The following is a 26,371-nucleotide window of genomic DNA, read 5'->3' as shown; positions in this document are numbered from 1 at the left end:
AACGTTGAGTGATGCGAACCCCTGCAAAGGGCTCAGGTCTTGGTGCTGGCGCACGCCAACCGGACGCCGGTAGACATGTCCTACGACAACTCGCCTTTCACGTTCCGATTCCCGGAACTAGGGCCGAGCACCCCACAACCAGCAGGAGCAGCACTGTGAAAAACCGCCAGCCGGCGTACCGGGACGAGCCAACAAGCTCCTCCCGTGCCGTGGACAGGACACCCGCACCAACCGCCAAGAACCTCAAGAAGCGCGTGCCGTTCGCCTTCGCCGCGGTCGGCGCGTTGTTGGCTTTAACCGCCTGTGGTGGTGCTGTCCACGCGGACTCGGCGAGCGGACCGGGCAGTGAACCGGTCTCCGGCGGTACCCTGGTGTACGCCACGGGCGATACCGAACCCGCGTGCCTCGACCCGATTGTCTCAGGCAATGTCCCACAGGCTCTGGTCTCCACCCAATACCTGGAACCACTGTTCTTCCAAGATGAAAAGGGCGAAATTGGCCCTTGGCTCGCCAAGAGCTGGAAATGGTCAAATGACCGGTTGGCCCTAGACATCACCGTGCGCAGCGACGTCCATTTCACCGACGGCCAGCAACTCAACGCCGAGACCATCATCAAGAACGTCGCCTACATCAAGGATCCCAAAACGCTCTCGAGCACCGGCATCTTGGCCGTAGAAAAGGTGGCCTCCGTCGAAAAAATCGATGAGTTCACCGCGCGGCTGCACCTCTCGGAACCCGACAACGCGCTTCTTGAGCACTTTGCGCAGGTCTGGGTCCCGATCCAATCCCAGAAGGCGTTGGCACGCGGAGCCGAGGCAAATTGCCTCTCACCGGTGGGTACCGGCCCGTTTAAGGTCGAGAGCTGGTCAAAGCAGCAGGAAGTTGTACTCACTCGCAACAACGAGTACCACACGCCCTCACCCACGGCAGCTCATGCGGGGCCCGCGTATCTTGAAAAGATCATCTGGCGCTTCTTGCCCGACCACGCTGCACGCTTCGCCGCCCTGCAGTCCGGGGAAGTAGACGTCATCGATGTATTGCAGCCGCAGAATGCCGTGGCTGCGGATGCCGACCCGGCGCTGGACACCTTGATTGGTTCCCGGCCCGGACACGTGGTGAACCTGACGCTGAACACCACCGAGGGTGTCTTCACCGACGTGCGGGTGCGTGAGGCATTTGTGCGCTCGGTGGACGTTGATGCTGCCCTGAAATCCATCTTTATGAGTACGGTACCGCGCTCGAATTCGGTGCTGAGCAGCATCACGAAGTTCAACCGGCAAAACCCGGAAGCCTATTCCACCGATGTGGCCAAGGCCAACCGGCTTCTGGATGAAGCGGGATGGACCGCGCGGGACGCCGAGGGCTACCGGATCAAGGACGGAGTGCGGCTTTCGACCACCGCTATCCAGACCGAGGCCGTCCTCGTCCCGGTCTCGGTGCTGGAGCAATTCCAGCACAGTGCCAAGGCCGTCGGTTTCGAGCTGGTCATCAGCCAGGAAGAACCGGCCAGCTTCAACGCCAAGCGTTATGCCTGGGAGTACGGACTTTCGCCGCTGTACTACACGAAGAATTCACCCTCCGTGTTGAACATCGTTTACGACTCCGCACACATCCCCTCGGTCATTAAGGGCGGCTACCACGCCAATAACAATGGCCTGACCGGGCCGGAGGCACAAGACATCGACAAGGCCCTGCGCCTGGCCGCCACCACCGGCAGCGAGAAGCAGCGTGGCCAACTCTATGCCAAGGCCCAGCAGCTCATCGACAAGCAGTACCTCTCGCTCCCGATCTTCGACCAGCAGACGCGCCTTGGCTTCCGCTCGGACGTTGAAGGAGTCAAGCTCCTTTCCCCGTTGGGCATGCCCACCTTCTACGACACCTGGTTGGACCGATCATGAGCCTCGAAACCTTGAACCCCACACCATCAAACCCCGCCGCAGTATCCGAGACCACCGATTCGACGGCGAGCAGTTCACGACTGACGTCGGTACTTCGGCTCAGCGGTCTGCGTATCCTCGGAGCCGCAGGCGTCCTGTGGGCGGTTGCCACGCTCGCCTTCTTCGCGATGCGCCTAGTCCCGGGAGATCCGGTGGACGCATTGCTCGGCGGACCGGGTAACAACGCCACCGAAGAGGTGCGCGAGTTGACCCGGGAATTGAACGGCCTCAACGAACCGATCCTCCTCCAATACGGCGCCTACCTCGGCAAGCTCGTGACAGGTGATCTCGGTGATTCCTACCAGCTGCGGGAACCAGTAGCCCAGGTGTTGGGCGATCAGCTAGGCAATACCCTGGTACTCGCGATCCTCGCGCTGGCCACGGCATGGGTCTTGGCCCTTGGACTGGCCTTGTGGTCGGCACGCGGTGGCAGGACCGCCACCCTCGTGGGAAACCTGCTGGAAGTCGTTTCCGCCGCTGTCCCGCACTTCTGGCTAGGCAGCCTGCTCATCCTGGTCTTCAGCGTGAGCCTGCAGTGGCTTCCGGCCACCAGCGGAGCACCGGGGATCAACGGTCTGATCTTGCCCGTGCTCACCCTGGCCATTCCGTTGGCCGGATTCCTGGGCCAGGTCATGCGCGAATCAATGCTCACCGCCATGAATTCTCCGTTCGCGATTTCCTCCCGGGCACGCGGCGAATCAGAGGTTTCGCTCAGCCTGCGCCACGCTCTGCGGCACGCAGCGCTTCCGGCCATCGGGCTTTCGGGCTGGGCCATGGGTTCGTTGATCAGCGGGGCAGTGGTTGTTGAAACCGTTTTTGCCCGCCCGGGCATCGGGCGGACCTTGCTGCAGTCGGTGCTGGTGAGAGACGTGCCCGTGGTGCTCGGCGTGGTGGTACTGGTTGCCGCCATCTACATCATCGTCACCCTGCTCAGCGACCTGGCCGAGCGCCTGGCCGACCCGCGGCTGCGTGCGGCATGAGCACGCCGAGATCACTGCCCACGACCGTCACCGACCCGGAAGAAGCCATGACCCACAGCATTCAAACCACCGTCCTGGACACGCCTCCGGTGCGGGATGTGCCGCCTACCCCAAGGGCTGCTGCCGACCCGTCGTTTACCTCCACACTCGTTTCCACCATAGGTTCGTTGGGACCCAGCATTATCGTCCCGCTGATTTTATTGCTGGGGCTGATCGCCGCGGCAGTGATTCCCTCGGTGCTCACTCCCAGCGGACCGCTGGACATGAACCCCGCGGAGGCCTTCACCGCACCGGGTGCCGCGCACTGGTTCGGCACCGACGAATCCGGGCGCGACGTCTACTCCCGAGTCATCCACGGTGCCCGCAGCTCGCTGCTGATCGGCATCCTTGCCACGGTCATCGGTCTCGGCTTGGCCCTGGTGCTCGGTGCCATTGCCGGGCTCGGGACCCGCGCCGTGGACTTCGGAGTATCGCGCTTCTTGGAAGTCCTCTTCGCCTTCCCCGGCCTCCTGTTGGCTCTGCTGGTCATCACCATCCTAGGTCCAGGCGTCGTGACCACCACGATTGGCGTCGGTTTGTCGGCGGCTCCCGGCTACGCCCGGATGATCCGCTCGCAGGTCCTCTCGATCCGCGGCTCCGGCTACGTGGAGGCATCAATCGTGCAGGGCAAGTCCCGCGCCTTCATCATTCGCCACCACATCCTGCCCAACGTCGCGGCCCCCTTGTTTGTGCTGGCCACCCTCGGGGTCGGACAGGCCATCGTCTGGGCATCCTCGCTGAGCTTCCTAGGCCTTGGTGCCACGCCGCCGGATCCTGAGTGGGGCTCAATGCTTTCCCTCGGTCGGCTCTACATCGGCAACGCCTGGTGGCTGACGGTCTTCCCCGGCCTCTTTATTGTGCTCAGCGCCGCCACCACCACGCTGCTGGGCCACGGTATCCAGCGCAAGCTCAAGGACAAATAATGTTCTCACCCAACGACACCCCTTCCACTCAAAACGAACCCATCATCACGGTCAGGGACCTGAAGATCGCCTTCGGCTCCAAGACCCAGGCAACCCCCATCGTCCACGGAATCGATTTCGAGATCCACGCCGGGCAATGCCTGGCCATCGTCGGTGAATCCGGATCCGGTAAATCGGTCACGGCACGCACCCTGATCGGTCTCACCGGCGCCAACGCGGTCATTCAGGCCCAGACTCTGCAGCTGCGGGGCAAGGACCTGCGCCGCAATTCAGACCGCGCTTGGCGCAAAGTCCGCGGGGCGGACATCGGCTACGTGCTGCAGGACGCGTTGGTTTCCCTTGACCCGTTGCGGCCCATCGGCCGTGAGATCGCCGACTCGCTGCGCATCCACACCAATCTCTCTCCCGCGGCACGCACCAGTAAGGTGCTGGAATTGCTTGCCGCAGTGGGCATCCCGGAACCCGAACAACGTATCAACCAGCGCTCCGGGGAACTCTCCGGCGGGCTGCGCCAGCGCGCGCTCATCGCTGCCGCCATCGCCCTGGACCCGGCACTGCTGATTGCCGATGAACCCACCACGGCACTGGATGCCACCGTCCAGCAGCAGATCCTGGACCTGCTCGCCGAACGCAAGGCCGCCGGCACAGCGCTGCTGCTGATCAGCCACGACCTCGCGGTGGTGGGACAGTTGGCCGACCGCATAGCGGTGATGCGTCAAGGCGAAATCGTTGAGACCGGGCCAACGGCCCAGGTGCTGGGCAACCCACAACACGAATACACCCAGCGACTATTACGTGCCGTGCCCACCGACAAGCCGCGTGGCACCCGGCTGGCACCGGCCGGGGCAGGGATCTCGGCGCGGCAGCACGCGTTGATTGGTGCGCAGCGTGCGAAGAGTGAGACCGGGGACCCGACGGTTCCGGTACTCGTGGCACAAAACCTGCGCAAGACCTACCGCAACCCCGACGGCACACCACGAGTTGCCGTCCAGAATGTCTCTTTCGCGCTGAACAGGGGACAAACCCTGGGGATCGTGGGGGAATCCGGATCGGGCAAAAGTACCGTGGCGCGCATGGCACTGGGCCTGACGGCTCCGGATGCGGGGGACGTGCGGCTGCTGGGCCTTCCGTGGAGCACCCTGAGTGAGAAGCAGCGCCGCCCGCAGCGCAAGCACATCACCTCCATCTACCAGGACCCGTTGGGCTCCTTCGACCCGCAATGGGACGTGGCCCGTATCCTTTCCGATGCCCTGCCCGACTCCGAATCGCTCACCCGAAGCGAGCGTCGTGATGAGGTGATCCGGCTGCTGGAAACCGTGGGGCTAGATGCCTCCCTCGAAGCCAGGCTGCCGTTGCGGCTCTCCGGTGGACAACGCCAGCGCATCGCCATTGCCCGCGCTTTGGCCCCGGGACCAGAGGTGATCATCTGCGACGAGCCGGTCTCCGCGCTAGATGTCTCCATCCAGGCTCAGGTGCTGGATCTGCTTGATGAGCTACAGCGCGAATTTAAGCTCAGCTACCTCTTCATCTCCCATGACTTGGGCGTGGTGCAGCACGTGAGTGACGAAATTGTTGTCATGGAGGCGGGCCGAGTCGTGGAAGCCGGACGCACCACCGAGGTATTTTCCAACCCGGCCGAGGAATACACCCGCAAACTACTTGCCGCAGCGCCGCGGTTACACACCGTCCCGATCGGAGAAAAAGCATGACCATCAGCCTCGAACGCACTGTCACGTCTGTGCCTGGAAGTGCACAACCGCCGAGAACCAAGGATCTGCTGGAGCGCTTCGCTCCGGTGTTTGGGGCCATCACCGCCACTACGATCGAGTCCGAGGCTACCCGCACGCTGGCACACCAAGCCGTCGCGTTGCTGAAGGACTCGGGCTTCACCGCGATCCGTGTCCCGCAGGAATTTGGCGGAGCCGGAGCCACCCTGACCCAGTCGCTGCGCCTCTTGCGTGAACTGGGCGCGGCCGATTCGAACCTCGTCCAGGCGCTGCGAGCGCACTTCACCACCGTGGAAACCTTGGTCTCCGGCAGTGACGCTGAAGCCCGGGAACATTGGCTGCCACGCGTGGTCGCCGGGGACGTGTTTGGCAACGCCACCACCGAGAAGGGCAACAAACCGGGAACCAACTCCACGGTGCTCAGCAAGGAAAAGGGCCGCACGGTGCTCAACGGTACCAAGTACTACAGCACCGGCAGCCTCTACGCCGACTGGATCAAGGTCAGCGCCGATACCAGCACCGGCGAATCGGTGCGGGTCAGCGTGCACCGCGATACCCCCGGCGTGGAACTGGTGGATGACTGGGACGGCTTCGGCCAGCGACTCACGGCCTCGGGGACCACCCGATTCACCAACGTCGAAGTCAACCCCGAAAACATCGATGCCTCCGGCGGAGTAGAAGGCGTCGGCTATGGTGCCGCCTATGTCCAAGCGATCCTGCTGGTGGCCCTAGGCGGGATTGCCCGCGCCGTTCGCCGCGACGCGGTGGACTATGTCCGCGGGCGCGAACGCGCGTTTTCCCACGGCGTTGGAGATTCCCCGCAGCGCGACCCGCTGGTGCAAGAAGTTGTCGGCCGGATCAGCTCCACGGTATTCGCCATCGACGCGGTCCTCGACACCGTGGGCGCACACCTCGCAGAAGCGGCGGTGCTCTCGACTGCCGGCCAACTAGACGCCGAAGCCACGGCCGAACTGGACACCAAGCTCTCCGAGGCTCAGATCTTCGTGGTGGAGCAGACCCTGGATGTGGCCAATCGACTCTTTGAGGTCGGTGGGGCCTCCGCGGCCTCCGAGACCCGCAGGCTGGACCGGCACTGGCGCAACGCCCGCGTGCTGGGACAACACAACCCGGTGATCTACCGGGCCCGCGCCGTGGGACAGCAACGGCTCACGGGGGACCAGCTCACCACTCCCATCTATGTCGGAACCAGCACCACGAACGGAGCCAACGCATGAGCAAGCCGCTACTGTTTAACGCCTTCTTGATGAACACCGCCAGCCACATCCACCACGGCCAGTGGCGCCACCCCGAAGCCCGACAGCACGAATTTAACGACGTGAACCTGTGGATCGATGTGGCCAAGACCTTGGAGGACGGCCTCTTCGACGCGATGTTCTTCGCCGACGTCACCGGGCTCTACGGACCGGCCGACGGTCAATACGTGGACAACGTTCACGAGGGACTACAGATTCCGTCCAACGACCCCGCGGTGTTGCTCGGAGCCTTGGCGGTGGCTACCAAGAACATCGGGCTGGCCTACACCTCCAACGTCATGCAGAACCATCCGTTTAACTTCGCCCGCCAGGTTTCCACCCTCGACCACATCTCCGCAGGCCGCATCGCGTGGAACATCGTGACCAGCACGCAGGAAAATGCTGCGCGCAACTTCGGCTATGACGCTCTGGCCGAGCACGATGCGCGCTACGACTGGGCGGACGAGTACCTGGATGTCGCCTACAAGCTCTGGGAGGGTTCCTGGGACGAGGGCGCGGTGCTGGTGGATAATGACGGTGGGCGCTATGCGGATCCGTCCAGGATCCACAAGATCAACCATGTTGGGGCCCGTTACAAGGTTGAGGGTCCGCATCTGCCTTCCCCCTCACCGCAGCGCACCCCGCTGCTCTTCCAGGCCGGAGGCTCGCCGCGCGGCATTCAGTTTGCCGCCAAGCACGCCGAGGCGGTATTTATTGCCCCGCCGGATCCGGCGGGGGCTCGGCTCCACACCCAAAATGCCCGCGCCGAAGCGGTGCGCGCGGGCCGCCGGGCGGAGGACATTAAGTTCTTCCAAGGCATGAGCTTCATCGTCGGCTCGACCCACCGGGAGGTTGATACCAAACGCGAGGAAATCGCGCAGTACTCCTCGGTGGTTGGGTACCTGACCCATACCTCGCTCGGGATCCTGCCAGATGGAACACGGCTGCCCGAGGACACCGAACTGCGCAATATCCCCAACAATGGGGGACAGGGACATGTGGACTGGCTACGCGCCGCGAACCCCGACCGTGAACCGACCTTGGGGGATCTGGCTCAAAACCGCATAGACCGTGGCGTCGTGGCGGGAACGGCCGACGAGATCACCGACCAGCTTCTCGCTTGGCAGGATGCGGGAATCGACGGGGTCAATGTGATGAATTGGCGGCTTCCCGACACCTACCTCGAATTTAACGAACGCATCCTGCCCACGCTTCAGAAACGTGGATTGGCAAAAACCGCCTACGAGCCGGGCACCCTGCGCAAGAAAATCTTCGGGCACGATCAACTGCCCGAAAACCACCCCGGCGCCAACTACCGCGGTGCCTTCGGTTACACCCAAAGCGCCAGCCGGGCCGAAGCGGTGGTCGCTGGCGCCTAGCAGCTGGGGAACATTCACCACGGACCGGATGGGGAGAGTTATCCACAGATTGTGAAAACCGCCCCATCCGGCCTCGCCGCGGAGAACACTTGAATTGTCAGCAAGCACTAGTGCCAATTCAAGGAGCGGGAACCATGTGCCTCATGTGTGATGGATGGTCAGCCGAGGAAGTGCGGCAGCACATCGACAACCTTATTGAGCGGCACGGCTGGGCCATCCCCTACGTGGAAAGCCCTAACCCGCGCAAGATTTTTGGCTACACCGTGGGTCTCACCAAGATTGGGGCGCCGGAGTTTTTGGTCCGCGGCCTAGACATGGACGACACCGTGGAGATGCTGAACAGTTTAGCTTCGGCGGTTGCCCTGCGGCACGAACGCTTTGCTCACGGGCATACCTCTGATTGGCGCAACGGACGGACCCTGTATTTCTCTCACATGCACGGGGCAACCAACTTTGCCCTCAATGCCTCTAGCCGTTACGGCAATGCAGTTAGTGTCTTGGAGGTTCATTTTTTGGATCAAAAAGTTCCGGAACTCTCCTCGGCCATGAAGCTCAGGGGGCAATCCGCATCGATTGGTTTGGGGCGCGGAAACCATCTGAACTAATGCGCATCCAGTATCTTTGCCCGAGTCATAAACACCGTCAGCGCAGAGAAGAAATCACCAACTGTGACTGGTCGAGTAGGAAAATGACGACGAGTTGGTCACACGCCACGACTCGATAGCGGGTGTTTCATGGATTTGCTACTACTCACTCACCGCGGCATTGGGCGGCCGACCCGTGGAGTCGGTAGGCTGGGGGCATGGCATTTCGTAACCGTCGCGCAGCTAACCTTCCCGCAAAACTATCCCGCTCTTGGTTGTTAGTAAATGCAGCCAAGCCCGAGGACTTTGCGCCGGCTTTGGCCTCCGAGGCCGACTCGGTCATTTTCGACATGGAAGCGGCAGTTCCCGACGATAAGAAAGATGCCGCACGCGATGCCGTGGTCGAGGCGCTTTCCACCGGAATGACCGCCTGGGTGCGTGTTAACGGTATTGATACCGATTTCTGGGCCAAGGACTTGGCTGCCCTCTCTAAGGCGCCGGGACTTCGCGGTGTCATGCTGGCCATGACCGAAAAGCCCGAGCAGGTCACCTACACGGCCATGCGCCTTCAGGCCGGTACTCCGGTGCTCGCCCTGATCGAATCCGCTCTGGGTATCGAAAGCGCTACTGCCATTGCTTCGGCCCCCGGCACCTTCCGACTTGCCTTCGGAGTTAATGACTTCCGCAAGGACACCGGCGTCTCCGGTGACCCACTTGCTCTGGCTTACGCCCGAGGCAAGCTCGTGGTCGCATCACGCGTTGGCAAGCTCCCCGGTGCCATCGACGGACCGTCTGCTCCCGGTGCCGACGCGGCAGAGGTTCTCGCGGATTCCGCGATCACCGCATCCATGGGCATGACCGGCAAGCTGTCGCTCTCACGGACTCAGGTTGATGAGATCAACTTGGGCCTTTCGCCCAGCACCGACGAGCTGTCCTGGGCTCACGACATGCTTGACGCCCACGCGGCCGGGGCCACCGTTGGTGACGGTTCGTACCTGCCGCGTCTGGCCCGCGCCCAGAAGATCGCGGATCTGGCTGACTCCTACGGATTGTGGAACGCCTAAAATTTTTTCTCACTCTTAGGTGAGTACAAGCCGGGTAGCTGCGCGTCACGTGCGACTGCCCGGCTTTTTTCTGCCCTCATTCACCGAACGGGATGGGCGCCGTTGCCTTGTACAGACGGGGCTTCCGGCAGAGACTGGTGGCATGGGAGTCCAAGGATCGCCTCCGGTTGAGGCCAATACCTGATGGTTAACCTTTACGAGAAGTATGTTGTGCCGCGCCTTGTCGCATTCTCCTGCTCGAATGCGTCCCTGGCACCGCTGCGTGAGCGAGTGTGTGCCGGGTTGAGCGGGCGCGTCCTTGAATTGGGTTTTGGATCCGGCAGCAACGTGGGGCACTACCCGATGGGCGTGAGCGAAATTGTGGCCATCGAACCCTCCGACACCGCGTGGCGACTTTCAACACCCGTGCGGGAGTCCTCGAGGATACAGATCGTTCGCGGGTCACGTGATGGGCAGGTGCTGAACGAGCCCGATGCCCACGTTGACGCGGCGCTGAGCACCTTCACGCTGTGCACCATCCCCAATGCCCTTGCCGCTCTGGCAGAGGTCCGCCGGGTCCTTAAACCCGGTGGACCTCTGCACTTTCTGGAGCATGGGCTGGCCCAGGATGCTGAGGTTCAACGATTCCAACGCAGACTCGAACCCATCCAGAAGGTACTGGCCGGCGGCTGCCATCTCACCCGCTCCACCGCCGAGATGCTGAGGGAAGCGGGATTTGAGATCACCGAACTTGATACGTTTTACCTTCCCGGGGCACCTAAATGCGAGGGCGCGCTGAGCCTTGGAATCGCGCGGCGAGCGTGAGTCCTCGGCTCTCTTCCTACTCGCGGGTGTAGCGGGTCACCAGCTCGCGCTTGAGAACCTTTCCACTGGGGCCCAGCGGGAACTCGGCAAGAATTTCGATCAGGCGCGGGTACTTGTATGCGGCCATCCGTTCCTTGGCGTATTCTCCAATGCTGTGCGCATCTAGGGTGCTACCTGACACCAGCGTCACGGAGGCCACGATTTCTTGGCCGTGCGTGTCATCGTCAATACCGAAGACCGCGGCGTTGGTGATTTCCGGGTGGCCAACCAGAACCTCCTCAACCTCACGCGGGTACACGTTGTAACCGTTGCGCAGGATCATGTCCTTCTTTCGGTCCACGATGGTGATGTAGCCGTCGGCATCCTTGGTGCCTAGATCCCCGGTGCGGAACCAACCATCCACTACAGCCTCGGCCGTGGCCTCGGGGCGATTGAGGTAACCGGAGAAGAGGTTGTGCCCTCGAATCACCAATTCGCCCAGTTCCCCGGTCTCCAGTAACTCGATGCTCGAGAAAACTTCCGGGCGGGCGACCTCCACCTCAATACCCCAGACCGGCTGGCCTACCGTCCCGGGTCGCGGCTCGCTTCCTACCTGGTTGAAGGAGGCCACCGGCGAGGTTTCGGTCAGACCGTATCCTTCATGAATTTTCGCGCCGAAGTGCTTATTAAAGTCCTCGAGGATGGCCAACGGGAGGGCGGCACCGCCGGAGACCGCATAACGCAGCGCGGGGGCCGGCTCCGGGCGTGCCTTGGCCGCGGCGAGCAGCCCGACGTACATCGTGGGAACTCCCACGAAGATGTTGACTCCCTGATCCAAAATCAAGGAGAGGGCGGCCTCGCCGGTGAACTTGGGCAGCAGCATGATCTCCGCCCCTGCGCGCAATCCGGTATTCAGTGCCACTGTTTGCCCGAAGGTGTGGAAAAGCGGCAGTCCGCCGAAAATCTTGTCGCCCCTGCGCATGTCGAAGGTGTTCAACAACAGCACGTTGACCTGCTCGATGAGGGCAAAGTGGGTGCCGAGCGCTCCCTTGGGTTTGCCGGTGGTTCCCGAGGTGTACAAGATGGTGGCAATGTCTAGTGGAGAACGCGGCAGGTAGGTGTCAATGGGCGTCGCCGCCGCGGCGAGGTCCTCCAGCCGCTTGTGCTCCCCGGGCTCTGGGGACATGACCGTTAGAACGCGGGCCCCGGCGGCGGTTGCCCCCGGGCCTCCCTCTGCCAGCAGCGGAGCGGCGCAAATGAGCAGGCTGACCCCTGCATCGGTGAGCATGTACTGAATCTCGTGACGCTTGAGTAGCGCGTGTACTGGCACCGCAACGGCCCCAAGAGCCAACACCGCATAGTAGACACGAGCGAAGTCGGGAACGTTGGGGATCAAGATGGCTACTCTGTCGCCCTCGGTCACTCCGGCATCGCGCAGCGCACCGGCATAACCTCGGGTCTGATCCCATAAGTCACGGTAGCTGGTGCTTGTCCCTGCCAGCGTGATGGCTGGCAGATCGCCATGGCGTCTGGCGCCCTCGGCCAGAATCGCGGCAACGGACATGGTGGCGTTCGGAACTGCATCGTTCACGGTGGTTCTCCCAAGACAGATGATTGATCAGGCCTTTGCCAATCGTGCTGTCACGCTCATGATCTGTCAATGCCACCGAGCACCGGTGCTGATGCTCGGGGCTTGATCAGGGTTAGTTGCTGGCGCCCATGACCGCGGCGATAGGGGTTTGTCCATCAACGAAGTTGATCGTCCGACCGATGCTTGCGGCAGAATCCAACGTAGCCACGATGGCCAACGCGGTATTGGCTCGGGAGGTGGAGGTATCGGCGGCCAGATCGGGGTCGCCGTTGATGAGGCCGGTGGCTTCCTCGAGGGTCAGGGTACCGGGTCCGAGGATGGTGTAGTCGAGGTCGCTGCCACGTAGGTGATCATCGGCGGCAATCTTTGCGGCCATGTAGGGGTAAAACGGGTCATCCAGGGGCACCAGATATTCGGTGCTTGCGCTGGCGAAGGACACCATCACGAAGCGCTTGATCTCGGCGAGCTGCGCCGCGTTCATGGAACGAATCGCTGCATCGCGGTCCACGGCATAGGTACGGTCGGGGTTTCCTCCGCCGGCCCCAGCTGACCAAACGATGGCGTCGGATCCTGCAAAAGCCTCGGCCATTTCGGTGGCTGTCGCATTTTCCACATCAAGCACCACGGCGCTGGCACCGGTGGCGGCCACATCGGCGGCGTGGTCAGGATTGCGGATAATCGAGTTGACGCTGTCGCCGCGTTGGGACAGAAGATTTGCCGCTAATAGTGCGATTCGTCCGTGTCCGCCAATGATCGTGACCTTCATGGTTTCCCTGTTCTCTCGCGCGGTGCCGAATCCTCCGGGAAAAATGCCCGGTATCAGCTATGTTTTGAGCCTACACATAAAGAGCTTCCGCGGTGCGGCCAACCGCGTTGATTGCCCGTTGGGCGCAGTCGGGAATATTTCCGCTGACCAGCACCATCAAGCTCAGCAACTGCCACTGCTTGCTTCGGCCCAGCAAACAGAGATTAGGCGGAAACCAGAATGCCATCCTCGTCCGAATAAAGCGTCGCCCCCGGGGTGAACGTGACGCCTCCGAAGGAGACTACCAAGTCCACGGCACCAACCGAGTCCTTGGCGCTCTTGCGTGGATTCGAGCCGAGGGCCTTGATGCCGAGGGGCGTTTCGGCTAGCGCCACACGGTCACGGATCGCGCCGTAGATCACGACCCCTGCCCAGCCATTTGTCACCGCTGCCGCGGCGATCATGTCGCCCATCAGCGCCGATTCCAGTGAGCCGGCTCCGTCAACCACCAGTACTGAACCATCGCCGGGGGAGTTCAAAAGCGACTTGACCAGTCCGTTGTCGCGGTAGCAGCGCACCGTACGGATAGGTCCGCTGAAGCGCGGGTGGGCACCGAGGTTCTCGAATTGCAGGGAAACCGATTGCAGGGTTTCGTCGTCGTCGAAAAGATCGCAGGTCGTGAATGTCATGCGCCCCAGCATACGAGTCTTGGGGTCAATACCCATGTGGTGTTACGGCATCCAGTGTTTTGACGAGGAGTTCGGGGTGTCCGCTGGGATTGAAAGCTTGCTCTGCCTCTCATTTTCTCTCATGATTTTGGCCGGACTCGACTGTGCGTCTATTCCGTAGCTGGATTGGTTGCGTCGGGACGTACCGGCACATGGTTCCTCCCGCACCGCTTCGGGGCACGAGCTTTCACGGGGAACATTCAGCTTTCCGCGCCACAAAAACACGGCCACCGGCCCTATGGCCCCCGTATAGTTGTTCGTACTATGGATGACCCCCCTTCACATATGCCCTGGCCCTTCTCCTTATCTGCCGGATTGATTCCGACACCCACCGGAGAGGGGCGCCCCAATGTATGAATGGATCATGATCGGCATTGGCCTGGTCCTCACCGTGGGCACCGGCCTGTTCGTTGCCTCCGAATTCGCGCTGGTCAACTTGGACCGCAACGACCTTGAAGCCCGCGCCGCGCGCGGCGAAAAACGCCTGGGCACCACCATCAAGGCCCTGAAGATCACTTCCACGCACCTCTCCAGCGCCCAATTGGGCATCACCCTGACTACGCTGCTCACCGGCTACACCTTCGAACCGGCCATCAGTTCGCTGCTGCGCGGGCCGTTGCTGGCCGTCGGGATTCCTGAAGGGATCGTGCCGGGCATCGGTGCGGTGATCGGCATCTTTATCGCCACCGTCTTCTCCATGATCATCGGCGAGCTGGTCCCCAAGAACTTCGCCCTCGCTCTGCCGTTGGCTACCGCCAAGATCGTCGTTCCTTTCCAGGCCCTGTTCACCACCGTCTTCAAACCGGTGATCCTGCTGTTCAACAACACTGCAAACTCGATCATCCGGTCCTTCGGCATCGAGCCCAAGGAGGAGCTCTCCGGGGCACGCAGCGCCGAGGAACTCAGTTCCCTGGTGCGCCGCTCTGCATTGGAAGGGGTCCTTGACCAGGACCACGCCACGCTGCTGCACCGCACGCTGCGCTTTTCCGAACACAGTGCCGCCGATGTCATGACCCCGCGCGTGCGCATGGTCGCGGTGGATGCGGAGCACAACGCCGAGGACATCATCTCCCTGGCCATCCAGACCGGTTTCTCCCGCTTCCCGGTGATCGGCCGGGACCGCGATGAGATCCTGGGCGTGCTGCACGTCAAGCAGGCCTTTGCTTTGCCCATGGAACAACGAGCGACACGGCTCGCCACCGACCTGATGCATGCACCGTTGCGCATCCCCGAATCCATGGGCGTCGAATCCCTCCTGGGACTGCTGCGCCAGCAAGGCCTGCAGGTCGCTATCGTCTCCGACGAGCACGGCGGCACCGCCGGTATCGTCACCCTTGAAGACCTCGTCGAGGAGATTGTCGGGGAACTCGAGGACGAACACGACAAGGTCCGTGTCGGCGTCGTGAAAACCGGACGCTCAGTGACTTTTGATGCCTCACTGCGGCCCGACGAACTGCTGGACCGCACCGGGATCAAGGTCCCGGACGGCGAGGAATATGACACCCTCGCAGGTTTCGTCACCGACCGACTCGACCGGATCCCCGAACTCGGCGACGAAGTGTCCCTCCCCGAGGGCACCCTGCGCGTCGAACGAGTGCTGGGCACCCACATCGAACGCCTGAAATTCACTCCGGATGACCCCTCCCGGAGCGAACACGACCAGATCATCGAGAACATGACCCAGGACCTGACCCATGAGTGAATATCTTCCCGGAATCATCTGGCTCGTCGTGCTGCTGGTCATCAACGCGTTCTTTGTCGGCGCGGAATTCGCCGTCATCTCCGCCCGGCGTTCGCAGATCGAGCCGAAGGCGGAGGCCGGTTCCAAGGCGGCGAAGACCACCCTCTGGGCGATGGAACACGCCACCTTGATGCTGGCCACCAGCCAGCTGGGCATCACCGTGTGTTCCCTGGTGATCCTGAACGTCTCCGAGCCGGCGATCCACCACCTGCTCGAAATCCCGCTCGGCTTCACCTCCCTGAGCGCCGAGGCGATCGGCATCATCGCGTTCATCGCGGCCTTGCTGCTGGTCACCTTCCTGCACGTGGTGATCGGCGAAATGGTCCCGAAGAATATTTCCTTCTCGGTGCCCACGCGTGCGGCACTGATCCTGGCTCCGCCGTTGGTCATGGTGGCCCGCATCGTCAAACCGGTGATCTGGAGCCTCAACGGCATCGCCAACGCCATCCTGCGCCTGTTCAAGGTGGAACCCAAAGACGGGGCCACCAGCGCCTACACCCTAGATGAGGTGGCAGCCATCGTGGAACAATCCACCCGCGACGGGATGCTCAACGATGCCAGCGGCACGCTGAGCAAGGCGTTTGAGTTCACCACCAAGAAGGTCTCCGATGTGGAGGTTCCGCTCGGCGACATGGTCATGTTGCCGGAGGGTTCTTCCCCAGCCGACATTCAGTCCGCGGTGGCCAAGCACGGGTACTCCCGTTACATCCTGGTGAACGCCGACAGGGAACCCGTTGGTTACCTGCACCTGAAGGACGTCATGGACCTGACCACGACGCAGAAGCTCAACGAGGCGGTTCCTGCGAAGCGTATTCGGGCACTGGCCTCCACCTTCAGCGGTGGCGAGTTGGAAGACGCCCTGGCGGTCATGCGCCGCACCGGTGCCCACGTGGCGCGGGTGTTCGATGCTGAGGGGAACACCACCGGTGTGCTCTTCTTAGAAGACATCATCGAGGAACTGGTCGGCGAGGTGCAAGACGCCACCAGCGCCTGACCCGCACAGGTGGGAACCCAGCGGGGCTGCATCCTTCGGGGTTGCAGCCCCGCTCTTTTCGTTCTATTCCCGCTTGGCTCTTGCCAAGTCCCGGCGGCTGTCAAATAGTGAGGAACCAACACTTGAGGAGCCACACGAGAATCATTCGGGTCGAGAATCCCCAGTGACGGACACTCTTAGGGGTTGTGCGCCTTCCCTGAAACGGCAAGTAAACCCATCCAGGCTTAGAGCCGATGGTCCATCATTTCAAGACCAGCAGCAGATCGTTTCGTCGATTTCTTCGCCCTCCGCAATTCTTCCCAGGCAGGGTCGCTTTCGGCCGACCGGACGACAGTAGCGAGTCCCACGCTTGCAGATCCTAGGCGTTCGAAGGTGCTGCGTTTCACGACGTAGAACAACCATTGGCCAAGATCCACGGGGTTGTAATTTTCGAGTCATTGCGGCCAAAGCGCAAAAGACGAACACATGGGCATTCAGGCTCTTTCCACCAAGGTCGTAACTATGGCGGGGGTGATATCGGGTGCCTCGCAAGCCGCCGAAGCTGATCCGGCTCGGCCTACGCTTTTCCCTCGTGGCGGACCCGCCGAAGGAAAGACACTTTGGAGGCCCGAGGGTCAGGAAAATGATGGGTCACATCACAACGGATCAACATCGAGCCTGCCAATGGATACTAAGTTTGCCAAGAACTATTGGAGGAAGATGGCACTTTCTGGAGATCGGCGAACATCAATAGCATGATTAAACATCATGTGATGTTTAATCATGCTATGCTGATTCCATGATCAAGACATACGCCACCGTTGCAGCAGGGTTCACCGTCTACTCGGACGCCATCTCGATGAACTTCCCCGCCGGAGAGCAGCACATCAAGGTGTCCGAAGCCAGTACTCAGACACCCTCCCACGTACTGGTTACCGGCACTGACGCCAACGACTACGTTGCCGCGGCCATGTGGATTGATTACGCCCACCAACTCGGGCACAAGGTCGCTGCCCTCATTCCTTACCTGCCCGGAGCACGTCAGGATCGCGGCAACCCCTTCGGCGCTCAGGTGTACGCAAATCTCATCAACTCGATGAAGGCCGATCGCGTCGTCTGCTTCGACCCGCATTCCCCAGTGATGCCCGAGCTCATCAACAACCTCGTAGTGGTTGATTCCGATTCCGTTATCAGCGCCGCGTTGCGCGTTAGTACTCGGGCCCACGTTGGAGTGATCGCCCCCGATGCGGGTGCCGTAGCTCGAGCCCAGCGAGCAGCGACCGCACTGGGCGTGCCTCTCTATCGTTCGGTGAAGAAGCGCGACTTTGCCACCGGAAAACTGTCGGGGTTCGACTGTGAAACGCTCCCGGCCGAGGGCCGACTGTTGGTAGTGGATGACATTTGCGACGGCGGTGGAACGTTCATGGGCCTGGCCACGGCGACCGGGCTACCCGCTGATCGTCTGGATCTCTGGGTCAGCCACGGAGTATTCTCCGGCCGCGCAGGCAACCTCACCGAAGCATACGGCCGGATCTTCACCACCGATTCCCATCCCGGACATGAGAACCCGGCGGTTGCAGCGACCATCGTGCCCCTGATGGCACACCTGGTTCAGGCGGCCAACGCCACCGCCTGCCAATCCTAGAAAACCAGCTACCCGCCGCCTTGAAAGGACAGAACATCATGAATACGCTCACTAGCCCCTCGGTCACCGCCCCACTTTTTGAAACCGACGCCTACAAGCTCGGCCACCGAGGCCTGTACCCGGCCGGCACCACCGGGGTGCTCTCGAACTTCACCAACCGTGCCAGCCGCATCCAAGGCATTACCAAGGTCGTCCACTTCGGATTGCAAGCCTTCCTGCAGGCCTATTGCATAGAGTCCTTCGCACCCTTCTTCGCCGCCGACGAGGAGACGGCGGTGGCCGAGTACAACACCATATTGGAAAGCATTCTGGGCACCGAGCACTCAATCGCCACCGACCACATCCGCGAGCTGCACCGCAAGGGATACCTCCCACTGATCTTCCGTTCCTTGCCCGAGGGAACCCGCGTCCCCTTACGAGTTCCCTCCTTCACCGTGGAGAACACCGAACCCGGGTTCTTTTGGCTGGTCAACTACATCGAAACAGTTCTCTCCGCAGCGATCTGGCAGCCGTCCACTTCGGCTACGCTGGCCGACGCCTACCGCGGAATCCTCGACGCAGCGGCACAACGCACCGGAGGCTCCCGCGCGGGAGTGAACTTCCAGCTGCACGATTTCTCCTTCCGCGGGATGCCCGGCGCCGGTGCTGCGGCGGCAAGCGGTGCGGGACACCTACTCTCGTTCAGCGGTTCGGACTCGCTGGCCACGCTGGACTGGGTCCGGCGCTACTACCCGGGGCAGAACAATACGCCGGTGCTCGGTTCGGTCCCGGCCACAGAACACTCAGTCATGTGCGCTGGCATCAGTGAATCCTCGGAACGTGAAACGTTCCAGCGGATCTTAGATATCCACCCGCGTGGCATTGTCTCGGTGGTGGCCGACACCTTTGATTTATGGAAAGTCTGCACCGAGATCTTGCCAGCCCTAAAAGCGAAGATTCTGGCCAGGGACGGCAAACTCGTGATCCGTCCCGACTCCGGGGACCCCGCTACCATTCTGTGCGGTACCGGGTCCGAGAGTGAGTTCGAGGTCGAGGCAAAGGTCCGGACTCCGGAATCGGACCCCGCGTTTTTTGGTGTCGTCCAGCTGCTGTGGAACACCTTCGGCGGCACCATCAATGCCAAGGGCTTCCGAGTCTTGGACCCACACATCGGCACCATTTATGGGGATTCGATCACCCCAGATCGTGCCCTCGACATCTGCCAGCGTCTGGAAGCAGCAGGATTCGCCGCGGAGAACGTGGTCTTCGGCGTGGGTTCGTACACCTACCAATACGTCACCCGAGATACCTTCTCCTCGGCGATCAAAGCCACCTGGGCACTGATTGACGGAGTGGAGCACAACCTGCTCAAGGATCCGATTACCGATTCGGGAATGAAGAAATCAGCCACTGGACGTCTCGCGGTGACACGCGACAATTCCGGGGACCTGGTATTGATTGAACGAGCTACCGCCGAACAGGAAGCCGTATCACTGCTGGAACCGGTATGGGCGGATGGGAAGTTCCTGCGCATCCAGTCCTTCGACGACGTCCGCGGTGTGCTGGGCAACCTCGCCTGAACCGCTTAAAACATCGCAGAAAGGATTTGCACGGTGTTCCGTCAAGAGTCCGAAGGCGTCGTGCGGTCGAGAGCCATCGAGGAGCCGGCGAAGCAACAAGACTTCGGTAATATCGTCCTCATGCCCAACCAGCCTTTGGTGTCGATTGATGCCGTGCCCATGATCATGCATGAGGATTCGTTGCACGTGGTGCTTGGGGTGCGCGAGAATGATCCCTTTGCCGGCCAAGCTTCGCTGCCAGGCGTTCTGCTTAACGCCCACGAGCGGGTCAGCGAAGCGGTGTTGCGGGCGCTGTTATCCAAGGCAGGTGTCCAAGAAAGCCAGATCTTGAGCACCGTGGACGTTGGGGTATTTGACGACTTCGAGCGTGACGAGCGCGGCCCGACCCTATCGATCACCCGCATGGTGATTTTGGATGGCACCTCCGTGCTGGCGGATCCTCGGGTGCGCCTCGTACGACTGAACACCCTGCCGCAGCTGCCTTTTGACCATGCTTCGATCGTGGCTGTTGCGGCGGGTGTGCTGCTTGACGCCCTGTGGGTCAACATGGCGGCAACTCGCGCGCTGCTGGGACCATCCTTTAATACCGCGGCGGTGATCGCCCGCCAGAAGGAACTAGCCTTGGCCGCCGGCCGAGCCGTTCCCGAAAGTGCCAACGTCGGGCGGTCCCTGCAGGCGAACAATCTCCTGCAACGGGTCCCCGGCCCAACTCCAACCGGCGGCCGTGGCCGGCCGCCGGCACTCTGGGAGTGGGTCGGGGAGAAGCGCTTTTAGCTGAAGGTGTTACGGCTGGTGCCCAAAGACTCGATGCTGGTCTCCAGCACGTCCCCGGCCTTGAGCCAAGGGTGTCGTCCCGCCTCATTACGGCGGCCCAGCGCCACTCCGGCAGGGGTGCCGGTGAGAATAACGTCGCCCGGTCGCAGCTCATTAAACGTCGACAGGTATGCCACCAGCGCCGCGGGGGAGAAGACCAAGTCCGAGGTTGAATCCTGCTGAACGACCGCACCGTTGACCCGTGTAGTGATTTTCGCGTCCTGCGTGAAGTCCTCGGCGGTCACCAGCCACGGGCCTAGCGGTGACGCCGCATCCCAGCACTTGCCCTGGGTCCATTCAGGGGTCCTGCCTTGGAAGCCACGCATCGAGACGTCGTTGGATACGGCGTAACCGGCGATGTGCGCAGGGGCGTCTTCCTCGGAAATGCGCCGGCCGGTTTTGCCGATGATGACGGCGAGTTCGCCTTCCCAGTCGATGCGGTGATCTTCGGCCGGAATCTCGATCACATCGTTGGCTCCGGTAAGTGAGGAAGCGAACTTGGTGAAGACCGTAGGGAATTTCGGTTCCTGTTCCCCGACCTCGGCGATGTGATTGCGGTAGTTCAAGCCGATACAGAAGACCTTTGACGGGTTGGAGATCAGCGGGGCATAGTCGGCCAGCGCAAGGGATTGACCAGTGCGTGTGGCAGCGGCGTCCACGGCTGCGGTTTGCTCTGTGTGCTCGGCGTCGAGGAACGCACCAACGTCGGCAAACCCTTCAAGCTCGGTGAAGGTGTCCTCGGTGATCAAGACGGCGACCGTATTTTCTGGCGAGCCATTTCGGCGCAACGTAGCAAGTTTCATAGGCTTATCTCACCATATGCAGGGTTATGCTCTGGCACTTGTGTCAGATTTTGTCGTTCCTGGTGAGCGCCGCTGATCCGTCGTTTTCATGCGTCTGACTTGATGTTTTGGCATCCAAAGGTGGCAGTGAGTTCGCCAGTTAGTGCAGCGGAGCCCTTCATTCTCTACTGTCACTAGGATGAGCGGAGCCAAGGCAGAACGTTCGCACCACCTCATCGCGGGCTTTCTAGGCGGCGACGGGCTCTGTAGGTGATGAGGTGGTAGCTGAGGTGATGAACTTCTGTGCGGGGGTCGACTACTGCATGCGCCGCCCAACGTTCATCGGTCAGCGTCGAGCTGACGCTCAGGAATCCGTCAGAGAGACACAAGGATCTTCGTGGGAATCTTTCGTTTATCTCCGTGCTGACGTTCAAGGATTTTGAAAGTCATTCACAATTTAGCTGACAAATTCGACACGAGGCGAGTCCTCAATTATCTCAATATTGATGCAGATCTGGTGTCAATTGATGAACGGGGTGAGCGCCAAATAAGTGCCCTGAAGTGCCGCGCTGACGAAGTCGTATCGAGTGGCCCTCCCGCAGCCTCAGTAGCCTGGGTGGGTGAAATTACGGAGCCGATTTCACCGGGCAAACGGGCAGTGCCGCGCCGTCATTTGTGCGAGATGGAAGGTGGCGGGGGACTTGCCTCTCGAGGCGCGACGTTCGATCGCATTGGCGATTTCCCCTGAAGCGCCGACGGAGCGGAGCCTGCTAGTAAATATGGCGTGCTTCCGGCGGACGCGTTGACGCTCGAATCCACCTTTCGCAGGGTCCCGTATTCACGCGAATTTTGACATCTCCTAGTCAAAGTCGCTTTGCTGTTTTGGGGGTCGAGACAAAAAAATCGATGTGAGGATGACTACAAATTTCTGACCAAAAAATCTGTTTGTTGGGCAACTGTCCGAGTGTCACCTGAGGGTTCGCGAGCGGTAGTTTCACTCAAAGGTGATCGCATGCGCCCAAGGGCCCAATTTCCCAATGTTTCCGGTGATTTTTCGACATTTCACCAACCTAAAACTTGCCCTATAAATTTTGTTGAAGAATCAACAGTTTGCCCGCGGTTGCACCAATTGCAAACCAATCTCGAGGCGGCCCGATGAGTGCCCTCGGGTGGATATGAACCGCTCATTCCCGTATGTTTACACGGTATCTAAGGCTTTTTGGCCGACGAGAGCAGACTACGTAACCATAGTGAAGTAGGTTTTGATGTGTTTGAATTTGTTGGCGAAAGATTCCGCCAAATATTGTTTGCCTCTTGGCAACATTTCTCCCTCGTTGCGCAGTGTCTAATCCTCGCAACGATCATCGCCGTGGTTCTCGCCACGCTGGTGTACAAGAATAAATCGCTCTCCTCCCTGGCCAACGGCGTCTCTGCCATCGGCCTGACAGTTCCATCATTCGCCGCCATTGGTTTGCTGATCGCGCCCTTCGGATTCGGTGTCACCCCCGCAGTCATCGTGGTCACGTTCTTCGCCGCGTTACCCATCGTGCGTAACGCCATCGTTGGCTTGGCAGGTATTTCGCCCTCCATCGTTGAGTCTGCACGTGGCATCGGCATGAGCCGCTTTCGAACCCTGGTCACCATCGAACTTCCCATGGCATGGCCGGTCATCCTCTCCGGCATTCGGGTCTCGGCCCAGATGGTCATGGGTGTCGCGGCAGTTGCTGCCTACGCGCTGGGCCCCGGACTTGGCGGATTCATCTTCTCCGGCCTCTCCCGTTTGGGTGGAGCCAAGGCCTTTGACTCCGTGCTTGTCGGCGTCATTGGCGTGGTCATTTTGGCCTTCATTCTTGATCTCATTCTGATCGGCATTGGCCGACTAACCACTCCGCGAGGTATCCGTGTCTGAATCTTCCGACGCCATTACTGGCGCATCAATTTTGCTCGACCAGGTCACTAAGCAGTACCCGGGCCAGGCTAAGCCGGCCGTCGGTGGCCTGACGCTCGAGATCCCTGCAGGAAGCATTGTCATGTTCGTTGGCCCATCGGGCTGCGGAAAGACAACCACCCTGAAAATGATCAACCGACTGATCGAACCAAGCAGTGGCAAGATCGTGATTAACGGCGAAGACGTCACCAAGATGGACGGTGACACGCTGCGACGCCGGATCGGCTATGTCATTCAGGCCGGCGGACTCTTCCCCCATATGACGGTTGCCGCCAACATCGCCATCGTTCCGAAGATGCTCGGATGGAACAAGGAAAAGATTTCCGCTCGCGTGGATGAATTGCTTGAGCTGGTTTCCCTGGATCCGGCCATCTACCGCGACAGGTACCCGAAGGAACTTTCCGGTGGGCAGCAACAGCGCGTTGGTGTGGCCAGGGCTCTGGCCGCGGATCCGCCGGTACTGCTGATGGATGAGCCCTTCGGCGCGGTTGACCCCATCACGCGTCAGCGGCTCCAGGATGAACTCCTGAACATCCAGGCTGAGGTCCAGAAAACGATCGTGATGGTCACTCACGACTTCGACGAAGCCGTGAAGCTGGGCAACTGGATTGCCGTCTTTGATGAGGGTGCCCAGCTGGTCCAGTACGACTCACCCGAGCGCATCTTGGCCAACCCGGCCAACGAATTCGTGGAGAACTTCATTGGCTCCGGTGCCGGGCTGAAACAGCTCACCCTCACCCGCGTCAACGAGGTCGACCTGGTGGATGCCATCACGGCGCTGCCCGGTGAACTTGCTAGCGATGTGCTCTCCCGATTGCAGGGAAGTGGTCAACAGCAGGCGGTGGTGCTGGATTCCCGTCGCCGTCCGGTCCGTCGACTCAGCCGACGCCAGCTCTCCAGGTTGCAGATCATCGACGACACCGTAGATGACTCAATGCCACTGGTCAGTGACCAGTCCACGTTGAACGACGCATTGGACACCATGCTGGTCTCCAGTTCCGAGACAGCGGTGGTCACCGGTCGACGTGATGTCTTCCGTGGCTTGATCAACGTGCAAACCATCATGGAAGCCATTTCGCAGGCCAACTCCGCGGCCACGGCAGATAGCGACGCCCCGGTTGGCTTGAACTCCGGTGCCATCCCGGCCCTAGCAGTGGAGAACGCCATAGCGGCGGATTCCTCGGGTGAAGCGAACGGACAGGCCGAGCCGCAAAGCACCGGGGAATCACGATGAGTGTCCTGAGCGCCAATGTGGCGCAGGCCGAAGCTCCTGGAGTTCAGGTGGAGCATCCGTGGCGGGTGCTGGGCCTGCAGCTGCTCGGGATTCTGGCGGCTCTGGCCGTGCTAATGATCTGGGTGCTGAACGCCGATCTCAGCGAGACCGAACGCACCACCCTTGATCCGGCAACGCTGTGGGGCTACACGATCGAACACGTGAGCCTGACGATGATGGCGGCAGTGATCGTCCTGATCATCGCCATTCCGCTGGGAATCTTGCTCACCCGCCCGTCGCTGCGACGCTTGAGCACACCCGTCATGGCCATTGCCAACATTGGCCAGGCCGCGCCAGCCATCGGTCTGGTTGTGATCCTCGCCTTCTGGCTCGGCTTCGGCTATTGGGCAGCAGTCATCGCACTGGTGCTTTATGCCATCCTGCCGGTATTGACCAACACCATGGTGGGCCTGCGCCAAGTCGATGAACGACTGGTGGAAGCCGGGCGAGGGATGGGCATGAGCTCCATGGCCGTCCTGCTCAAGGTCGAACTCCCGTTAGCCGTGCCGGTGATGCTCTCCGGCATCCGCACCGCACTTGTGCTCCTTGTCGGTACGGCAACTTTGGCAACATTCATTAACGGTGGGGGCCTCGGCATCTTGATCAATACCGGGGTGAACCTGAACCTCACCGCCGTATTGGTGGCAGGTTCGCTACTGGTGGCGTTGCTGGCGCTGCTCATCGACTGGCTTGGCCGTGTTGTTGAACAGCTAGCCCGGCCGAAAGGACTCTAATATGAATCCACGAAAATGGATGAAACCAACCGCACTTCTGGCCATTGCCGGCGTTCTCTTGACCGGGTGTGGACTCTCTCCTGCCGCATCGTATCTGCCGCCGGCCGGGCCGGGCAGCATTACCCCGCTTCCGGATTTGCCCGATGATGCAAGAATGACCGTGACCAGCAAGGCGTTCACCGAACAGCTGGTGCTGGGCAAGATTGCAGCATTAGCCGGGCGCGCGGCCGGATTTAAGATGATTGACCTGACCAACGTGCCAGGTAGCCAGCCGGCCCGCGAACTGATTCAGTCCGGTCAGGCGAGCATGATGTGGGAGTACACCGGTACCGCGTGGATGACCTATCTCGGTCATGACGAGGGGATTGCGGACCAGCCTAAGCAGTGGCAGGCAGTGCACGACCAAGAGATAGGAAACGGCATCGTGTGGGGCGACCCAGCACCGATGAATAACACCTATGCCCTGGCCGTGCGCTCCGAAGGTATTAAAGAGCTCGGTGGAATCTCCAAGCTGTCTCAGCTCAAGGATTTGGATACCAAGGAACTGACCTTCTGTGTTGACTCCGAATTCAATTCGCGTTCCGATGGGTTGAATCCCTTGCTGGATCTTTATGGACTCAAGCGCGGCGACCCGTCTTCGGTGCCGGATTCAAACGTCGGGATTTATGACATCGGGGCGATCTACAGCGCCACCGACAAGGGCAACTGCAACTTCGGCGAGGTCTTCACCACCGATGGCCGTATCAAGGCACTGGACCTGACGGTGCTTGAAGACGACTTGGGTTACTTCCCTGCGTACAACGTGGCACCCGTTTTCTTCGGGGAGTTTGCCGACAAGTACCCCGGCATTGAAGAAGTTTTCGCGAAAATTTCTCCCAAGCTGACGGACGAAGCGTTGCGTGAAATGAACCTCGAGGTCGACGTCAATGGACGCGAACCAGCAGATGTTGCATTCGAATGGATGGTCAAGGAAGGCTTTATCTCCGAGCCATAACGGAGCAAAAGCTGCATACCAAAAAGTGCCTCGGGTTGGTTTCACATGAAACCGGCCCGAGGCACTTTTCGTATATCCAGCTCACTTAAAAGATCTGTCATCCGCGGATGCGGTAAACGACAGGTTGCATTGTGGGGGCGGAAGGATACAGCTCCGTCGTCCAACAACTGGACGCA

At 60.9% G+C, this 26,371-nt stretch carries 22 protein-coding genes; 18 read left to right on the top strand and 4 right to left on the bottom strand.

The window, feature by feature from the left end; all coding sequences use genetic code 11:
- Positions 1–155: 155 nt before the first annotated feature.
- From HED64_RS02710 to HED64_RS02670, 9 genes are all read left to right on the top strand, one after another.
- The gene (locus tag HED64_RS02710) at positions 156–1,898 is read left to right on the top strand and encodes an ABC transporter substrate-binding protein (protein WP_168150549.1); all 1,743 of its coding nucleotides are present in this window, start codon (positions 156–158) and stop codon (positions 1,896–1,898) included.
- Positions 1,895–2,917: an ABC transporter permease gene (locus tag HED64_RS02705; protein ID WP_168150548.1), complete on the top strand. Its 1,023-nt coding sequence runs from the start codon at positions 1,895–1,897 to the stop codon at positions 2,915–2,917. The genes HED64_RS02710 and HED64_RS02705 overlap by 4 nt, the downstream gene beginning before the upstream one ends.
- Positions 2,914–3,879, top strand: a complete 966-nt coding sequence (locus HED64_RS02700; RefSeq protein WP_245325607.1) for an ABC transporter permease — start codon at positions 2,914–2,916, stop codon at positions 3,877–3,879. The genes HED64_RS02705 and HED64_RS02700 overlap by 4 nt, the downstream gene beginning before the upstream one ends.
- Positions 3,879–5,588 (top strand): dipeptide ABC transporter ATP-binding protein, encoded by a 1,710-nt coding sequence (locus tag HED64_RS02695; protein ID WP_168150547.1) that lies wholly within the window; start codon positions 3,879–3,881, stop codon positions 5,586–5,588. Before HED64_RS02700 ends, HED64_RS02695 begins: the two co-directional genes overlap by 1 nt.
- Positions 5,585–6,841 carry an acyl-CoA dehydrogenase family protein gene (locus HED64_RS02690; RefSeq protein WP_168150546.1) on the top strand — a complete coding sequence of 419 codons (1,257 nt, stop codon included), beginning with the start codon at positions 5,585–5,587 and terminating at the stop codon, positions 6,839–6,841. The genes HED64_RS02695 and HED64_RS02690 overlap by 4 nt, the downstream gene beginning before the upstream one ends.
- Positions 6,838–8,238: an NtaA/DmoA family FMN-dependent monooxygenase gene (locus HED64_RS02685; RefSeq protein ID WP_168150545.1), complete on the top strand. Its 1,401-nt coding sequence runs from the start codon at positions 6,838–6,840 to the stop codon at positions 8,236–8,238. The genes HED64_RS02690 and HED64_RS02685 overlap by 4 nt, the downstream gene beginning before the upstream one ends.
- 134 nt (positions 8,239–8,372) lie before the next feature.
- Positions 8,373–8,843, top strand: a complete 471-nt coding sequence (locus HED64_RS02680; protein WP_168150544.1) for a DUF4262 domain-containing protein — start codon at positions 8,373–8,375, stop codon at positions 8,841–8,843.
- Between the two features lie 197 nt (positions 8,844–9,040).
- On the top strand, positions 9,041–9,886 hold the full coding sequence (locus tag HED64_RS02675) for an HpcH/HpaI aldolase/citrate lyase family protein (protein WP_132359736.1): 846 nt from the start codon (positions 9,041–9,043) through the stop codon (positions 9,884–9,886).
- A gap of 210 nt (positions 9,887–10,096) precedes the next feature.
- The gene (locus HED64_RS02670) at positions 10,097–10,690 is read left to right on the top strand and encodes a class I SAM-dependent methyltransferase (RefSeq protein ID WP_342590633.1); all 594 of its coding nucleotides are present in this window, start codon (positions 10,097–10,099) and stop codon (positions 10,688–10,690) included.
- A gap of 16 nt (positions 10,691–10,706) precedes the next feature.
- Here the strand turns inward: HED64_RS02670 and HED64_RS02665 are convergent, their stop codons facing one another.
- The 3 genes from HED64_RS02665 to rraA form a co-directional block, all read right to left on the bottom strand.
- Positions 10,707–12,233 (bottom strand): long-chain-fatty-acid--CoA ligase, encoded by a 1,527-nt coding sequence (locus HED64_RS02665; RefSeq protein WP_168151106.1) that lies wholly within the window; start codon positions 12,231–12,233, stop codon positions 10,707–10,709.
- Positions 12,234–12,372: 139 nt separating this feature from the next.
- The gene (locus HED64_RS02660) at positions 12,373–13,026 is read right to left on the bottom strand and encodes an SDR family oxidoreductase (RefSeq protein WP_168150542.1); all 654 of its coding nucleotides are present in this window, start codon (positions 13,024–13,026) and stop codon (positions 12,373–12,375) included.
- 203 nt (positions 13,027–13,229) lie between these two features.
- Positions 13,230–13,694 carry a ribonuclease E activity regulator RraA gene (gene rraA, locus HED64_RS02655; protein WP_168150541.1) on the bottom strand — a complete coding sequence of 155 codons (465 nt, stop codon included), beginning with the start codon at positions 13,692–13,694 and terminating at the stop codon, positions 13,230–13,232.
- 388 nt (positions 13,695–14,082) lie between these two features.
- Between rraA and HED64_RS02650 the strand changes: the two genes are divergently transcribed.
- The 5 genes from HED64_RS02650 (at position 14,083) to HED64_RS02630 (ending at position 20,425) form a co-directional block, all read left to right on the top strand.
- Complete coding sequence (locus HED64_RS02650; protein ID WP_168150540.1) at positions 14,083–15,435, top strand: hemolysin family protein; 1,353 nt, start codon at positions 14,083–14,085, stop codon at positions 15,433–15,435.
- Positions 15,428–16,468, top strand: a complete 1,041-nt coding sequence (locus HED64_RS02645) for a hemolysin family protein (protein WP_168150539.1) — start codon at positions 15,428–15,430, stop codon at positions 16,466–16,468. Before HED64_RS02650 ends, HED64_RS02645 begins: the two co-directional genes overlap by 8 nt.
- A 778-nt stretch (positions 16,469–17,246) precedes the next feature.
- Positions 17,247–18,092, top strand: a complete 846-nt coding sequence (locus HED64_RS02640; RefSeq protein WP_168150538.1) for a ribose-phosphate pyrophosphokinase — start codon at positions 17,247–17,249, stop codon at positions 18,090–18,092.
- A gap of 38 nt (positions 18,093–18,130) precedes the next feature.
- On the top strand, positions 18,131–19,651 hold the full coding sequence (locus HED64_RS02635; RefSeq protein ID WP_168150537.1) for a nicotinate phosphoribosyltransferase: 1,521 nt from the start codon (positions 18,131–18,133) through the stop codon (positions 19,649–19,651).
- Between the two features lie 33 nt (positions 19,652–19,684).
- Entirely contained in the window at positions 19,685–20,425 is a 741-nt protein-coding gene (locus HED64_RS02630) for an NUDIX hydrolase (protein ID WP_168150536.1), read from the top strand.
- On the opposite strand, the gene HED64_RS02625 is transcribed toward HED64_RS02630, so the two are convergent.
- Positions 20,422–21,267, bottom strand: coding sequence for a fumarylacetoacetate hydrolase family protein (locus tag HED64_RS02625; RefSeq protein WP_168150535.1), 846 nt, complete (start codon positions 21,265–21,267; stop codon positions 20,422–20,424). The genes HED64_RS02630 and HED64_RS02625 overlap by 4 nt on opposite strands.
- A 1,246-nt stretch (positions 21,268–22,513) precedes the next feature.
- Between HED64_RS02625 and HED64_RS02620 the strand changes: the two genes are divergently transcribed.
- The 4 genes from HED64_RS02620 to HED64_RS02605 are packed head-to-tail and all read left to right on the top strand — an operon-like array spanning position 22,514 to position 26,195.
- Positions 22,514–23,155 (top strand): ABC transporter permease, encoded by a 642-nt coding sequence (locus tag HED64_RS02620; protein ID WP_168150534.1) that lies wholly within the window; start codon positions 22,514–22,516, stop codon positions 23,153–23,155.
- Positions 23,148–24,428, top strand: a complete 1,281-nt coding sequence (locus HED64_RS02615; protein WP_168150533.1) for a betaine/proline/choline family ABC transporter ATP-binding protein — start codon at positions 23,148–23,150, stop codon at positions 24,426–24,428. The genes HED64_RS02620 and HED64_RS02615 overlap by 8 nt, the downstream gene beginning before the upstream one ends.
- Positions 24,425–25,201, top strand: coding sequence for an ABC transporter permease (locus HED64_RS02610; protein ID WP_168150532.1), 777 nt, complete (start codon positions 24,425–24,427; stop codon positions 25,199–25,201). Before HED64_RS02615 ends, HED64_RS02610 begins: the two co-directional genes overlap by 4 nt.
- Before the next feature lie 19 nt (positions 25,202–25,220).
- Positions 25,221–26,195: a glycine betaine ABC transporter substrate-binding protein gene (locus tag HED64_RS02605; protein ID WP_245325606.1), complete on the top strand. Its 975-nt coding sequence runs from the start codon at positions 25,221–25,223 to the stop codon at positions 26,193–26,195.
- The last annotated feature ends 176 nt before the right edge of the window (positions 26,196–26,371 follow it).

It is taken from the genome of Paeniglutamicibacter terrestris (assembly GCF_012271785.1).
Taxonomy (GTDB): Bacteria; Actinomycetota; Actinomycetes; order Actinomycetales; family Micrococcaceae; genus Paeniglutamicibacter; species Paeniglutamicibacter terrestris.
The sequence above is the reverse complement of the archived record's forward strand: the minus strand, read 5'-3'. Positions and strand labels throughout refer to the sequence as shown.

Bases quoted from the DNA above. Each gene is read 5' to 3' on its own strand.
- HED64_RS02610 (WP_168150532.1), top strand. From the start codon at position 24,425: ATGAGTGTCCTGAGCGCCAATGTGGCGCAGGCCGAAGCTCCTGGAGTT.
- HED64_RS02660 (WP_168150542.1), bottom strand. From the start codon at position 13,026: ATGAAGGTCACGATCATTGGCGGACACGGACGAATCGCACTATTAGCG.
- HED64_RS02690 (WP_168150546.1), top strand. From the start codon at position 5,585: ATGACCATCAGCCTCGAACGCACTGTCACGTCTGTGCCTGGAAGTGCA.
- HED64_RS02685 (WP_168150545.1), top strand. From the start codon at position 6,838: ATGAGCAAGCCGCTACTGTTTAACGCCTTCTTGATGAACACCGCCAGC.
- HED64_RS02675 (WP_132359736.1), top strand. From the start codon at position 9,041: ATGGCATTTCGTAACCGTCGCGCAGCTAACCTTCCCGCAAAACTATCC.
- HED64_RS02705 (WP_168150548.1), top strand. From the start codon at position 1,895: ATGAGCCTCGAAACCTTGAACCCCACACCATCAAACCCCGCCGCAGTA.
- HED64_RS02640 (WP_168150538.1), top strand. From the start codon at position 17,247: ATGATCAAGACATACGCCACCGTTGCAGCAGGGTTCACCGTCTACTCG.
- HED64_RS02700 (WP_245325607.1), top strand. From the start codon at position 2,914: ATGAGCACGCCGAGATCACTGCCCACGACCGTCACCGACCCGGAAGAA.
- HED64_RS02625 (WP_168150535.1), bottom strand. From the start codon at position 21,267: ATGAAACTTGCTACGTTGCGCCGAAATGGCTCGCCAGAAAATACGGTC.
- HED64_RS02680 (WP_168150544.1), top strand. From the start codon at position 8,373: ATGTGCCTCATGTGTGATGGATGGTCAGCCGAGGAAGTGCGGCAGCAC.
- HED64_RS02645 (WP_168150539.1), top strand. From the start codon at position 15,428: ATGAGTGAATATCTTCCCGGAATCATCTGGCTCGTCGTGCTGCTGGTC.
- HED64_RS02650 (WP_168150540.1), top strand. From the start codon at position 14,083: ATGTATGAATGGATCATGATCGGCATTGGCCTGGTCCTCACCGTGGGC.
- HED64_RS02635 (WP_168150537.1), top strand. From the start codon at position 18,131: ATGAATACGCTCACTAGCCCCTCGGTCACCGCCCCACTTTTTGAAACC.
- HED64_RS02605 (WP_245325606.1), top strand. From the start codon at position 25,221: ATGAAACCAACCGCACTTCTGGCCATTGCCGGCGTTCTCTTGACCGGG.
- rraA (WP_168150541.1), bottom strand. From the start codon at position 13,694: ATGACATTCACGACCTGCGATCTTTTCGACGACGACGAAACCCTGCAA.
- HED64_RS02665 (WP_168151106.1), bottom strand. From the start codon at position 12,233: ATGTCCGTTGCCGCGATTCTGGCCGAGGGCGCCAGACGCCATGGCGAT.
- HED64_RS02695 (WP_168150547.1), top strand. From the start codon at position 3,879: ATGTTCTCACCCAACGACACCCCTTCCACTCAAAACGAACCCATCATC.